The 14,419-nt window shown below is 64.5% G+C and carries 6 protein-coding genes and 1 pseudogene; 4 read left to right on the forward strand and 3 right to left on the reverse strand.

The genetic code is table 11. The features are described 5' to 3' along the window. Positions 1-24: 24 nt before the first annotated feature. Complete coding sequence (locus BJ981_RS17045) at positions 25-8,235, forward strand: LamG-like jellyroll fold domain-containing protein (RefSeq protein ID WP_184612310.1); 8,211 nt, start codon at positions 25-27, stop codon at positions 8,233-8,235. An 842-nt stretch (positions 8,236-9,077) separates the two neighbouring features. Here BJ981_RS17045 and BJ981_RS17050 read toward each other — a convergent pair. After that, entirely contained in the window at positions 9,078-9,488 is a 411-nt protein-coding gene (locus tag BJ981_RS17050; protein ID WP_184612311.1) for a DUF2000 family protein, read from the reverse strand. A gap of 243 nt (positions 9,489-9,731) precedes the next feature. Here BJ981_RS17050 and BJ981_RS38220 point away from each other — a divergent pair. Next, positions 9,732-10,051: pseudogene (locus BJ981_RS38220) on the forward strand (AraC family ligand binding domain-containing protein); the annotation flags it as partial. A 78-nt stretch (positions 10,052-10,129) separates the two neighbouring features. Further along, positions 10,130-10,513 carry a helix-turn-helix transcriptional regulator gene (locus tag BJ981_RS38225; protein WP_239139227.1) on the forward strand — a complete coding sequence of 128 codons (384 nt, stop codon included), beginning with the start codon at positions 10,130-10,132 and terminating at the stop codon, positions 10,511-10,513. Positions 10,514-10,849: 336 nt separating this feature from the next. Here the strand turns inward: BJ981_RS38225 and BJ981_RS17060 are convergent, their stop codons facing one another. Together BJ981_RS17060 and BJ981_RS17065 are read right to left on the reverse strand one after the other, a co-directional pair. Then, positions 10,850-11,686: a protein-sorting L,D-transpeptidase LdtCP gene (locus BJ981_RS17060; protein WP_184612312.1), complete on the reverse strand. Its 837-nt coding sequence runs from the start codon at positions 11,684-11,686 to the stop codon at positions 10,850-10,852. Positions 11,687-11,813: 127 nt separating this feature from the next. Beyond that, complete coding sequence (locus BJ981_RS17065; RefSeq protein WP_184612313.1) at positions 11,814-12,701, reverse strand: Ig-like domain-containing protein; 888 nt, start codon at positions 12,699-12,701, stop codon at positions 11,814-11,816. Between the two features lie 608 nt (positions 12,702-13,309). Between BJ981_RS17065 and BJ981_RS17070 the strand changes: the two genes are divergently transcribed. Further along, on the forward strand, positions 13,310-14,284 hold the full coding sequence (locus BJ981_RS17070) for a zinc-binding dehydrogenase (protein ID WP_184612314.1): 975 nt from the start codon (positions 13,310-13,312) through the stop codon (positions 14,282-14,284). Positions 14,285-14,419 lie beyond the last annotated feature (135 nt).

Genomic DNA, 14,419 nt, shown 5'->3' on the forward strand with positions numbered 1-14,419 from the left:
ACGTCATTCGGAGGTCGACGGAATATGCGACGCTTCTTTGCGCGGGCACGTAGACGTTGGCATCCGATAGGGTTTGGCCTGCTTTTGGTCGGCGCGATTCCGGGATTGTTATCGCTGGATGTCACCCCGGTTTCGGCCGGGTCTGCCGAGGCTGCTCAGGTCGTGCTGGAGACGCCACGGCAGATGTCCGGATCGGCGGCAGGCCTGACGCACACGGTGGACACGTCCGCGACACAACCACGTGAGAGCGACCCCGAAGACTTGAGGTCCACAGGACCGATCGGTGTAAAACCGGTTCCCAAGGGTGCCTTGCCGCGGGACGATCGTAGATATCGCTCGACGACGGTGTCGAAGCCGGGTAAGTCGGCCGGCGAGTTTTCCCGAACCAGCATGGGATCGGGTGTGGCTCGTGCGGAAAGGTCGCAGCGAATGGCCCTTGCCTCATCCTGCGACGGCTACGCGAACTACAGCTCTTCAAGATCGTATACGCAGTACACGGTAGTGGTATACCAAGACAAGAAATGGCGTGCCACTCGTGCCGTCCCATCAGGTAACACCCCGTCGACATCCTCTACCTACTGGGAATTCTGGGGCAACTGCTCGGACCCGATGCGTCCGCCTACGATCGTTGACGCCGCACCCGAAGATCAGATCACGGTCGACAGTCTGACTCCACTCCTGATGGCGTACGCGCGTAGTAACAACGGGACCTATGCCATTGACTACTCGTTCACGGTGTGCCGGAACGCGGTCATGGCCGATCCTGGATGTGTCTCTTCCGGCTATCTGCCGGAGGAGGCCAATAGGTGGCGGGTGCCGAGCGGGTTCCTGGCTTGGGGAAAGCAGTACTGGTGGCGGGTGACCGCGAAGGACAGGTTCGACGATTCCACCACAGCGAAAACGCAGACCTTTGTCGTGGGAATCCGGCAGCCGGTACTCACCTCGCAGCTCTCCGCGCACGGCGTGAACGGCCAGGAGTTCCATCAGCTCGCGGGTAACTACACCACTACGTTCACCGACGCCTCCGTCCCGACAGCGGGACCTCCCTTGTCGGTCGTGCGGTCCTACAACAGCATGGATCCACGAAATGACGGCATATTTGGGGCCGGGTGGTCCACCCGGTGGGATATGAAGGCGTCCCTGGAGACCGCCGCGGACATCAGCACTCTTCTGGTCACCTACCCCGATGGGCGGCAGGTCAGGTTCGCCGCCAAGGGGGACGGCACCTTCCAGCCGCCGGCCGGAATCCACGCCACCCTTGCCGCGGTGCCCGGCGGCGGATGGCGGCTGATGGACAAGTCGTCGACCTCCTATCTCTTCGACGCGCAAGGACGGCTTACCAGGGTCACCGATAGCCGCAACCGCGTACAAACCCTTTCCTACGGCGCAGACGGCAAGTTGCTGGCGGCGACTGGAATGGGCGGGCGGTCCTTGCACTTCGCCTGGAACGGCACCCACGTCGCGTCGGTATCGACCGACCCGGTGAACGGAACAGCGCTGACCTGGACCTATACCTATGAAGGGAACAAGCTCACCGCTGTCTGCTCACCCGTCCAACAGCCCAATTGTGTCTCCTACGCGTACGGCACCGGGTCCCAATACCGCAGCACGGTCTTGGATTCAGACCCCTATGGTTACTGGCGCCTGGGGGAGAGCAGTGGCACATGGGCCGCCGACCTCGGTTGGGGTGCAGGAAACGCCCAGTACGACGGCGTGACCCTCGGTGGGGCCGGCGCTCTCGCGGGCACTGCTGACACATCGGCCTCCCTCAACGGCGGTCATCTGCAACTGCCCGCCAATGCGCTGCCCCGATTGGGAGACGATCTTTCATTCGAGGCATGGTTCAAGACCACGCAGTCTGGCGTGCTGCTGTCAGCCACGTACATCACTGAGGAGCCCATCCTTTATGTCGGCATTGATGGCAAACTGCGCGCCCAGGTGGAGCTCACCATCGACCCCGAGACAGAGGATGTCGTCAGGTCACCCATCACGACCTCGGTGCCGGTGAACAACGGGCAGTGGCGGCACGTGGTGGTGACCTCGACGATGAACTCCACCAAGCTCTACCTGGACGGGGTATTGGCGGGCACGCTGCCTTCCGGCGGGCAGACGTTCTGGCGGGAACTGGCCAGTGTCGGCAATGGAATGGTCATCACCGGAGCATGGCCCAGCACTCCCAGTAGCTCGAGTTGGGCATTCTCCTTTCCCTTCCGAGGAAGCCTGGACGAGGTGGCTCTGTATGACAAACCACTCACACCGACCGAGGTCCAGGCTCACTACCAGGCCAGGATCGAGGTTCCGCACAAGCTGACGCGGATCACCCTGCCGTCGGGCCGGGTCTGGGCCGAGAACGTCTACGAGTCCGCGACCGATCGTTTGAAGACGCACACCGATCAGCACGGCGGTACGTGGCAGCTCGGCGCGCCTGCCTACAACGCCGACACAGGTATTTCCCGCGTGACGGTGACCGACCCGCACAACGGGACGCTGACCTACGACCATGACGCCTGGCGTGGGTATCGGCTCGTCAGGTCTGCGGACCAGAGAGACGAAGACACTTACTACCTGTATGACACGGGTGGATACCTCAGCAGCGTCATCGACAGGAACAGCAATAGCACCGAGATGTTCCACGACGAACGTGGAAACCTGATCGGGCAGAAGACCTGTCGTACCTCCGGGTCTTGTCAGACGGAGCACTTCGCTTACTACGTCAACACGAGCGACGTGTTCGACCCGCGCAACGACCAGTTACTGGCCCATCGCGATGCCAGGTCCTCATCGGCCACCGACGACACCTACGCCACGAAATGGGAGTACAACACCTACGGCGACCTGACCAAGGAGACCGGCCCTGCCACCCCGGACTTTCCCAACGGCCGCTCGCTGACTTACGCCTATACCGACGGTACAGAGCCGGCGGCGGGGGGCGGTACAACCCCGGCAGGCCTGCTGAAGTGGGAGAAGGACGCCAAGAGCAACGAGACCTCCTACAAGTACACGGCGGCCGGTGACCGGGCGGAACGAACGCTTCCATCGGGATTGATCGATCGGTACTCCTACGACTCGCTCGGACGCGTCGTGACATCGACGGAGGTTTCCACGGCATTCCCGGCCGGAGTCACCACGACGTTCGCATATGACGGATTGGGTAGGTTGACGTCCCGCACCGGTGCCGCCGCACGGAACACCGTGACCGACGTCGTACACACCCCTCAGGCTCGTTACACCTACGACGCCGACGGTAACGCGCTGACCGACTCCGTGGTCGATCTGACCGGTGGCGATCCAGAGCGAAAGATCAGCTACACCTACGACGCTTATGGGCGTGTGGAGACCGCGACCGGTCCCGAAGGCAACGTGGTGCGGTATGCGTGGGACCACACCGGAGCGCGGACCAGTGTCACCGATGAATTGGGCACGGTCTTCAACTACGCCTACACCGAACGCGGGGAGATGGCGTCGCGCACGATCAAGAACTGGACGGGCAGTCCGGTGTCGCCGCAGGCGCCGCAGGATGTGGTGCTGGAGTCGTATGCCTATGACCCTGAAGGGCGACTGGCGACTTACACCGACGTGATGGGACGTAAGCTCAGCTTCACTTACTACGGCGACGACCGGCTGTCCACCCTCGTGGGAGACGATGTACGCCTCAACGGTGCGACCACGCCCAGGGATGTGGTGCTGGAGTCCGACGAGTACGACGCGGCAGGCTATCTGACCCGGCAGGTCAGAGGAGGCGGCAAGGCCAGAATCGACTGGGTGTACGACGCGGCCGGGCGTGTCACGTCGGAGACCTTCGATCCGGCAGGGCTCAACCGCAAGTCGGTGTACAGCTACGACGCCAACGCCAACGTCACCAAAGTTCTCTCGACGGGCGCGGGTACTACACGGTCGGAGAGGGTGGATTTCACCTACAACGCCTCCGACGACGTCATCCAGCGTACCGTCGAGAACGGCACCCAAGATCTGACGACCACCTGGACCGTGGACGACCGTGGCCTAGTCACGGCGGTCACCGACCCGCGCGGCAACGTGGCCGGAGCGACCCCGGCCGACTTCACCAGTGATTTCACCTACGACGTCGCCGGGCGGCTCACCGAGGAGAAGGCTCCGCCGGTCATCGTCGAGAAGGCCGGAACGGCCACGACCTCACGGCCGACGGCCAAGTACGGGTACGACAGCGCCGGACGGCAGACGCATGTGGTCGACGCCGAAGGCCGCGCGGCAACGGCGGCTTACGACAAGGTGGGACGCCTGAGCTCGGTCTCGGATACTCCCTACACGCCTCCGGGCGGCGCCTCGATCACACCGCAGGTCACCTACGGTTACGATGCCGCCGGACGGCTGACGGGGTTCACCGACCAGCGTGGCTCGGTCTGGACAAGCGAATATGACGCGCTGGGGCGACAGGTGCGCGTGACCGACCCGCCGTCCGCCGCTGGTGCACAGGTCGGCAAAACGGTCTACGAGTATGACCTGGCCGGTGAGGTGCTGGCCGTAGTGGAGCCCACCGGTGCCCGGGTCGAGATGACATATGACGACCTCGGCCGGGCGATCACGTCAACAGAGGTCGAGAGAATGCCGACCACGGCGGCCTACGTCACCAAGTATGAGTACGACGACGATGACAATCCAACCCGGGAGGTCCTGCCGGGTAATAAGAGCACCTATTTCGATGTGAACGCGGCAGGTGAGGTCACGAAGGTGACCGATCCTCTGGGGAAATTCTCGACGTTCACCTACGACCTGGCCGGGCGGACGGTGCAGGTTAAAGATCCCCTCGGAAACGTCACCACGGCTGAGTACGACCTCGCCGGGCGACAGGTCGCGGCCAAGGATCTCGACGGTACCGGGACGCTGTTGCGCACCTTCGGCTTCGATCACGACCCGGTGGGCAACCTGGTCACCGAGACCTCCCCCGAGGGATTCGTGACCAGCAGGGAGTACGACCCTACCGGCCTCCTGACCAAGCTGATCGAACCCGTGTCGGCCGGTGAGTCGATCACCACGACGTTCGGCTACGACGCTACCGGGGCGATGACCCGCTCCACTGACGGCCGCGGGAACACCGTCCATACCACCTACAACAGCCTGGGATTGATCGAGGCGGTCACCGAACCGGCCACCAGCGCCCATCCTGATGCCGCGGACCGTACCTGGACGAACGTCTACGACGCGGCGGGCAACACCGTCTCGGTTCGCCAGCCCGGTGGAGTGAGGAACGACGTTGAGTACGACGCCTTGGGGAGGGTGGTACGGGAGAGCGGATCCGGCGCGCCGGTCGCCACGCCGGACCGTACCTACGGCTACGACCTGGCCGGACGCCTGACCGCGATCGGCGACTACAGCCTGGAGTACAACGATCGCGACCTCCTGACCAAGGTCTCCAAGCCAACAGGGCAGGTCGCCGCGTTCTCGTACGACGCACTGGGAAACCCCACCCAGCGCGCCGACACCTCCGGCACCGCCAACTTCACCTGGGACGACGCGAGCCGCTTGAAAACCGCGGCGGACCCGGTGTCCGGTCGTGGCTTCACCTACGGTTACGACGACGCCGGCCGCCTCACATCCCTGGTCTCCGCCACGCCGACCACGGCGCAGGAGTTCACCTACGACGCGCTCGACCGTCTCAAGAGCCATGTGTTGAAGAACGGGACCGGCACACAGCTCGCCAAGGTCGCCTACGGATGGGACAAGGACGACCGTCTGGTCTCCAAGACAACCGAAGGCACCGCCGGCGCGGGCGTCAACACCTACGGATACGACCAGGCCGGACGGCTGACGAGCTGGACCGCACCTGGCGGTGCCACGACCACCTACACCTGGGACAAGGCCGGTAACCGCACAAACGCCGGCAACAAGACCTTCACCTACGACGAGCGCAACCGTCTCATCACCGGCGACGGCACCACCTACGCCTACAGCCCCCGAGGCACGGTGACCAGCGAGACCACTGGCGGTGTCACCCGAACCCTCGTCTTCGACGCCTTCGACCGGCTCGTCAACGATGGGGACACTAGCTACGGCTACGACGCGCTTGGCCGACTCACCTCCAGGACGAAGGGCGGAACCGAGCAGCGGTTCGTCTACTCGGGCCTTAGCAATGACATGGTCGCGGTCACCGACGCCGTTGGCGCCGTCCAGGCCAAATACGGCCGCGACCCGTTCGGCAACCTGCTCAGCCTGCAGGAAGGCGGCCAATCACTGGGCGTCATGGCCGACCTGCACGGTGATGTGGTCGCCACCTTCTCCGGCACCGCCCTGGTCGACTCGACCGCCTATAGTCCCTTCGGCGAGGTCACTCAGCGCACCGGGACCGCTCGCTCCCTGGGATACCAAGGGGAGTGGACCGACCCTGACACCGGCAAGGTCAATATGCATGCCCGCTGGTACCAGCCAGGAACCGGCGGCTTCGCCTCCCGCGACGACTGGAACCTTTCCCCGGACTCGTCTATCCGCATGAACCGCTACACATACGTGGAAGGCGACCCCCTGGGTGGCGACGATCCCAGTGGGCACAAAAAGCGCGACAAGCCATACACAAGACAGAATATTCCCCCGCCCTGCCAACGTTCTAAAGTGGAGTGCGAAGTTATTGAGGAGGTGAACAAAGTCTATCGCGAGAATGAGTGCCGCTTTGCCAAAATGTGGGGAGGAGGAGGCGGATGTGGTGCCGGAGGAAGTGGTGGAGGTAGCAGCAAAAAGGGTGGTAAGCATCGTACGAAGAAGTTTAACAAGAAGGGGCAGAATGGTAAGAGTGGCGGTGGTGGCCAGTCCAGCAGACGGCACACAAAAGACGACGCTGATGCCATTACCGATGAGAAAAAGCAGATGCGGGATGGCCGCAAGCCTTCCACGCGTGACACCACGAAACCCCCCAAGAGGGACAAGGACAAGGGGAAGGGCAGAGGCGGCAAGGGGAACAAGGGGGGCGGCAACGGGTCCAAGTCCAACCCCAACACCGTCAAGAACCCGCCGGCGAAGAAGCCCCCTGCAGGTAAGTGCCCTAGCACCAAGTGCACGAAGAACAACAAGAAGGCTGAAGAAGATACAAGGAAGCTCGGAGAGTTCTGCTCCAAGCGCGGCAACGCCTCTAAGCCGCAGTGTCGGGGCAACGCCAACCACGAGTACGGCGGCGGCCAGCCGCCGCGTAAGACCAAAGAAGAGACGTACGACCCGAAGAACCTTCCCGACCTGTGCAAGACGGCGGCCTGCCGCGAGAGCGTGACACCCGTCACCTCCCCCAACGGCTCACGGGACCGGCGGGACACGCCCGACGACATTCCCAACGACGTCGTGGAACCACGCCGTGACACCCCGTCCGACCTGGTCAACGACATCGTGCACGACGCGGCCCCCGATCTGCCGCCGTCGATCCCCCCGGGAATGAACGGAAGCAACTGCGGACCCAACAGTTTCGTCGCCGGCACGCCCGTCCTCATGGCGGACGGCACCGCGAAGCCCATCGAGACGGTTAAGGTCGGGGACCAGGTCCTGGCCACCGACCCTCAGCGCGGCGTGACCGAGGCCAAGCCGGTCGTCACACTTATCACCGGTGACGGCACCAAGCGCCTGGTGCGTGTCACCATCGACATCGACGGCGACCGCGGCACCGCCACGGACACTCTGACTGCCACCGACGGCCACCCCTTCTGGCTGCCACAACTCCGCAAGTGGCTGACCGCCGGCGAACTCAAGCCCGGCATGTGGCTCCGAACCAGCGCCGGCACCTGGGTCCAGGTCACCGCCGTCAGGATCTTCGTCATCCATCAGCGCGTCCACAACCTCACTGTGGACGGCCTGCACACCTACCATGTTTTAGCAGGCGACCAAGCGGTTCTGGTCCATAACGCTGGACCTGGAGATGAAGTTGATGTATATCGCGTGGAAGAAAGAGATGGCGGACGCATAAATATCGGGGCCGATGGTAGCGTTCAAATTGACAAGGATAGGGGTATGCTGCACGTCTTCTTCAACAACGAAGAAGACGCCCGAAATTATCTACGGAATAGCCGTTCGGGAGCGGTGATTAAGAAGTTCAGTGTATCCCGCGACTTCTATGATAACGTAGTCGGTTCGGCGGTGCGGGAGCGTGATGCGAGAAAGAAGGAGAATCGAGGCCTTCCTCAGCACGTGCATGCACGTCGAGACGAAGCCGCTTATGGAATCCCTGCCGGATGGCTGGATGATTTTGAGTCCAGCGTCACAGATGGGTCGGGAGGATATTGTTGATAGCAGGGCTTGATAGGGAGATTTTGAGAATCACGAGAGGGCCGGGTAAGGCCGATATCGTTCGGAACCCACTTCTGGCTTGCTTGAGGGTAGAATCCGCAGATATTTCAGCAGAGGTCGTAGCGGATCGCACGATAGAAGCACTGAATGCTGTATGTAGCATCGCGTTGCGCGTGGAATCCATAAATGAGTCCCATGGCGGTGAGATGCCGGCCTGGCTTCGGGCCGCTTCTGCACCGTCCGGGCCCGAGAATGAAGTGCATGACACTCGAGATGTCGAAGGTGAGGTATGGGGACTGGATGAATGGATGCCTTGGTTTGATACCGAACCCGGAGTTCGGCCATGGCGATGGTGGGGGTTTTCCATTAAGGGCTCGAGTGTAGTTGAATTTTGGATAGAAGTCGATGGATTTCCTGTGCCTGTCGGAGCACTGAGATCTTTGCTGTATGCGGCAGGGGCGGATCGTGTTGGCGATCTAGAGCCAAGGAGCGTTAGTGAATGGCTGGCGGGGGAGGTAGAGTAGATGCAATGACCTTAATGGTTCCGATAGTTGTCCGTTGGCCTCCGGCGGGTAATATATCCCTTTTTTTCAAGGAAGCCGCCGCTATGTCCAGGGCATAGTCCAGCAGGAGCGAGGCGCAGGAGTTTCTTCCTCAAGCTCGGCTGCGCGCTCATCTGTTGGAAACGCCTCAGCTCATTGCGTTAGCAACGCTAAGAGGTTGGCGTCTATGTCACAGCGGATCTGGTTGGCAAGTTTGACTGCGCCGGTGCAGGCGGCCGACCGCCCGGCAGGCGATTGGAGGGCAACTGCTTCTGTGGCACAGTCTGGTGACTGGGTACTTCAGTAATGTAGTGGAAGCCATTTTAAATTCTTGTCTATCAGATTTCGGGGGCCACGGAAGGCCACGCCTACCAGAAGCAGGTTGTGAGGATCGGAGGCTTGGACGGTGGCGCGGTTGGCGGTGTCGTGGGCTGTCTTGAACATGGCTTCTATGTAGAGGGCTGTGGGGATCTTTCGGGTTAGGGCTTGGGCGTGGGTGCGGGTCAAGGCTTCGGGGGTGGCGGAGTAGATGAGGACGGGCTGGCGGAACATAGGGAGGTAGGTGTTGTCGTCGGCGTCCTTGTAGGGCTCGCCGATGATGTCTTCGGTGGCTGCGGCTATGGCGCTGGCCAGGAAGGCCGTCACGTTCAGCTTCTGCCAGGTTGCCAGGTCCTCTCGGACGATGATGGCGATCTTGGTGTCGAAACGCATGAGGGCAGCGTGTCGCCGCGGGCGGGGGACGGTCTTGTACGGAGGTGCGCGGGGCGGTGCATCCTCGGGCGCCCTCCTTCGTGAGCTTGCTCGGGGGACTCGTCCGCGTCCTGTTTCCTGCGCGCCCGAGTCGGTCTTATCCCTGTTGTCTGCTCGTTCGGGTTGGCCGTGCGGCGTGAGCACAATGGGGTGATGGGGGACTGGGCTCGGTACTGGCGGGCGGGGGATCGGGCGGTGGAGGTGATGCATGCGCATTTTGAGCGGCATGTTTATCACCGGCACAGTCATGAGACGTACTCGTTCGGGGTCACCGAGGAGGGGGCGCAGAGTTTCACGTGCCGGGGGGCGGCGTATACGAGTGCGGCCGGCATGGTGATGGTGTTCAATCGGACGATCCGCATGACGGGCATGCGACGGATGAGGCCGGGTTCACCTATCGGATGGTGCATATCGGGCCTGAGCTGGTGGCCAACGTTTTGGGGGAGGCCGCGGGGCGGCGGGTCGGGTTGCCGTTGTTCACCGAGCCGGTGATGGCGGTGCCGGGGATGGCGCGGAGGCTGCGGCTGTTGCATCAGGCGTTGGTGGGCGGGGACGTGTCGGCGTTGCGGCGGGATGAGTTGCTGGACGGCGTGGTGGCGGGGATGGCGCGGCGCGCGCGGGTCCAGAGATGTCGCGTGGAAGATGGGTTCCGCGGGGAGGCTGATGCCGGGGCGGCGCGGGTTGTTCGAGAACTGGTGCATTACTCGCAGGAGCAGGATGTCTCCGCGGGTGACCTGGCCGCGGCGGTGGGGCGTAGTCGGTTCGCGGTGTATCGGTCGTTTCGGGCTGCTTATGGGATGGCGCCGAGTGACTATCAGCGGCAGGTTCGGTTGCGGGAGGCGCGGCGGTTGCTGGTGCAGGGGAGGCCGCTCGCGGAGGTGGCCGTTGAGACGGGGTTCACCGATCAGAGTCATCTGACCCGGTGGTTCACTCGGTATTTCGGTGTGACCCCTGGCGTCTACCGCCGTGCCGCTGCTTCTCCTTGAGTCCGCTCACGTGGTCGTTGCCGGTCTCAGTATTCTCTTCCCTCGTCCAGGCTGCCGGTCGGCCGCCGTGATAGGCGCCGGATTCGCCGTCCCGCGACCCGCCGCGTCGGCGCCGGGACGAGCCCTCTCCTCAGCGGAGGCTGTGTCCCGTGCCCGATGACCCGCTGCGTCGGCGCGACGCTGAACTCTCTTATCGGTGGGCACGTCTCCGCATCTGACAACTCGCCGCGTCGGGTTTGAGGCCAGACCCTCATCGGTGGGGTCATGTCTGCCCCGCTCTGCCCGCCTGCGCCGGTGCGGTGGTGGGCGTCGCGGGGGTGGGGCTGGTGGGGTCGGTTATTTGGTTATGACGATCATGGTGCCTATGGGGATCTTGCTGAGGGCTGTCAGGCCGGCGGGGGGGACTCGGATGCAGCCGTGGCTTATCGCCTTGCCGAAGACGGATTTGTCGGGCCAGCCGTGGATGCCTATGGTGCCGGGGCCGCCGTCGTAGGTTTGGAGTTTCTCCGAGTGCATGCCGAGGGGGAGGATCACGGGGCTGTAGTCGACGTCCGAGGGGGAGAGGGTGGCGAGGAGGAAGGTGCGGCCGACGGGGGTGGGGGTGTCCTCGGTGCCGATGCCGACGGTCCAGGAGCCGTTCTCCTGGCCGTCCTTCAGGAGGGTCAGGCGGCGGGTGGTGAGGTTGATGTGCACCTGGTAGGGGCTGCGGGTCTGCTTCGTCTTGCCGTCACCGGTGTGGATCCAGCCGGTGGAGCCGTTGGGGCGGCTGGGGAGCAGCACGCGGACCCATTCGGGGCGTGACTCGATCACCGGCAGCCAGGTGGGGTCGTCCAGCTGGGTGGGGGGCAGCAGGCCGATCGCCGCGCCGCCGGGCTCGGCGTACACGATCTTGGACGTCGTCGGGTGGACGAGGAGGCCGTCCCCGGCGGCGTCGGGGCGCGGGTCGGGCTGGGCTTTGGGGATCTTCGTCCAGGTCGTCGAGCGGGGGAGCGCGGCGCGCTGGGCGGCCGTGAGCTTGACCGGGGCGGCGGGCGGGGCGGGCGGCGCCGCGGTGACCTCGCGGTCGACCTTCCTGTTGGTGAGGAACACGAGCAGGATGAGGCCGAGCAGGGCCGCGGCGGCGACGGCGATGATCGTGAAGATGGAGCGCGCGGATCGACGGCGAACGGACATGGGGACTCCCGGGAAGGCTGGCTCCTGTTGAGGTTCGGCGGCGGTTTCCGGAGTGGCCCGTGGCGTGGCGCGGGGGCTGGGGGCCCGCCCGTGGAGTGGGCGGGCCCCGGCGCCCGGTGCAGGTGGATCAACCGGTCACGGCGAAGTGGTGGACCGGCTTGTGGTACTGCTTCTTGTGGTAGTGCTTCTGCGGCTTGTAGTGCTCGCGGTGCTCGGGCACCCAGCGGTGGTGACGGCTGTCCCAGTGCGAGTGGTGGCCGCCGCCCTGGTCGGAGTAGCCCTCGATGAAGCGGCGGATGCCCTTGTCGATCAGGATCACGTTGTCGTCCCGCCTGTGCCACTTGTCGCACAGCCTGCGGAGCTCGTGCAGCCGCCTGTGGTGCCGGGACGACCCGTCGAGGCCGTCGTTGTCGTGGTTGCGGTGATGGAACCGATGGCAGATGTGGTCGAAGTCGTCGTGGTGACGGTCGCGGAAGCCCTCGTCGTCGTCGTCCTCGTCATCCGTGGACTGGTCGTCGTCCTTGTCCTCCTCCTTCTTCTTGCCGTCCTCCTTCTTCTCGTGGTCCTTCTTCTCGTGGTCCTTCTTGCCGTCGTCCTTCTTCTCCTCTTCGACGCGCTGCACCAGCACCGGCGAGGTGCTGGGGTCGAAGGAGGCGTTGCCCTGGTAGAAGGCGGTGATGTTGTGGCTGCCGTCGTCCAGGCTGGAGGTCGACAGGGTCGCCTGACCCGTGGCCTCGAGCTGGCCGCTTCCGAGCTCGCGCGAGCCGTTGCGGAAGATGACCGTGCCGGTGGGAATGATGTGGGTGCCGGTCGCCCGGACCGTGGCGGTGAAGGTGACCGAGTGGCCCTTCTTGGACGGGTTCTGCGACGACGTCAGCGTGGCGCTGGTGGCGATCTGCCGGCGAACGGTGACGACGAAGCCCGTCTTCACGGGAGCGGACGGAAGCAGGGACGCTGCCTTGGCGCCTTGCGGCGCCTGGATCGCGTACGCGCTGCCGGGAGTGGCGGCGAGCACGCCGACCGCGAGAGCGCCCGTGAGAGCTGCGGTCAGCCATGAACGACCGACATTACGTTGGAGAGACCGTGAGTGACCGACGTCTTTCATAAAGCGGTCCTTTTCTTTTTGCAGTTCAAAGTAAAGGAGCACCTCGATGCTGGCGCACCTGCATGACCGACCCTACTCATGGTCGACCTCGATACCGTTGTCCGACATGCGGGAGATTCGCGTGAGCGGCGACTTAATTGCAAAAATTAGAAGGTCGCTACGCAATCATTTATGGCGATAAATCGGGCGGGCCTGCGGGTGGCGGCGCGGGCGGGAAGCCCTGTCGGGCCGGGAAAACCGCATGTACGAAGATCGGATCCGGCGCGGCGCGCGGATCGGCGGGCGCCCGGGAAATATTTTCTGGGGCGGCGTGTCGGGCACCGCTGTGTCATTCTTTGGCGGCCGTCGCGGCGTTGTTCCGGTAACCGCCGCCGACGTTGATGATCAAGGGGGATTGAGGGTGTATATGGGCTATGTCGGTATTCTTGAATTCACGGTGATCTGTATGGATTCGCTCGGCACGGCCCCGCCTCGGGGGTGTGGGCGGCCGCCGGAAGGCGCGGGGATAGGGTTCCGGCATGTTCGCCGTAACGTGCACAGCCACCGACCCTGACAACCCTCTCGCCGGGCTCACCCTCGGCGAGCGTCCCGAGCCCGAGGTCCCCGACGGGTGGACCACGGTCGCCGTCAGGGCCGCGGCGCTCAACCACCACGACGTCTGGACGCTCAAGGGCGTCGGCATCCGCCAGGACCGCCTGCCCATCGTGCTCGGCTGCGACGCCGCCGGGGTGGACGAGGAGGGCAACGAGGTCATCGTCCACGCGGTGATCGGCACGCCGGTCAACGGGGACGAGACGCTGGACCCTAAGCGGTCGCTGCTCTCCGAGATCCACGACGGCACCTTCGCGGACAAGGTGGCGGTGCCGCGCCGCAACCTCGTGCCCAAGCCGGCGGCGCTGTCGTTCGAGGAGGCGGCCTGCCTGCCCACGGCGTGGCTGACCGCCTACCGGATGCTGTTCGACAAGGCGGGACTGCAGCCGGGATCCACCGTGCTGGTGCAGGGCGCGGGCGGCGGCGTGGCCACCGCGCTCATCGCGCTCGGCCGGGCCGGCGGCTACCGGGTCTGGGTCACGAGCCGCTCGGAGGAGAAGCGGGCGCGGGCCGTGGAGCTCGGCGCCGACCAGGCGTTCCCGACGGGGGCGCGGCTGCCCGAGCGTGTGGACGCCGTGATGGAGACCGTCGGCCAGGCCACCTGGGACCACTCGCTGAAGTCGCTGCGCCCCGGCGGGCGGGTCGTCGTCTCGGGCGCGACGAGCGGCGCGGTGCCCCCGGCCGACCTCAACCGGGTCTTCTTCCTCCAGCTCTCGGTGGTCGGCTCCACCATGGGGACGCGGGACCAGCTCGGACGGCTCGCCACGTTCCTGGAGCAGACCGGCGTGCGCCCGATCGTGGACCGCGTGCTGCCGCTGACGCGGGCGGAGGAGGGCTTCGCGGCGATGGAGGAGGGCGAGCTCTTCGGGAAGATCGTCTTCACCGGGACGGCCGGGGCCTGACGGCGTCCGGTACGTCCATGGCCTCCCGCCATGCGAATGGCCCCGGGCGGCACGTCAGGCAGAACCTGGCGCGCCGCGCGGGGCCGCATATGAACAACCGGTCGCCGTACGGCGGGGACCGACTTGTGGGATCGG

Source organism: Sphaerisporangium krabiense (genome assembly GCF_014200435.1).
In the GTDB taxonomy this organism is placed as follows: domain Bacteria; phylum Actinomycetota; class Actinomycetes; order Streptosporangiales; family Streptosporangiaceae; genus Sphaerisporangium; species Sphaerisporangium krabiense.

Coding starts and splice junctions, on each gene's coding strand:
- BJ981_RS17070 (WP_184612314.1), top strand. CDS start 13,310: ATGTTCGCCGTAACGTGCACAGCCACCGACCCTGACAACCCTCTCGCC.
- BJ981_RS38225 (WP_239139227.1), top strand. CDS start 10,130: ATGGCGCGGCGCGCGCGGGTCCAGAGATGTCGCGTGGAAGATGGGTTC.
- BJ981_RS17060 (WP_184612312.1), bottom strand. CDS start 11,686: ATGTCCGTTCGCCGTCGATCCGCGCGCTCCATCTTCACGATCATCGCC.
- BJ981_RS17045 (WP_184612310.1), top strand. CDS start 25: ATGCGACGCTTCTTTGCGCGGGCACGTAGACGTTGGCATCCGATAGGG.
- BJ981_RS17050 (WP_184612311.1), bottom strand. CDS start 9,488: ATGCGTTTCGACACCAAGATCGCCATCATCGTCCGAGAGGACCTGGCA.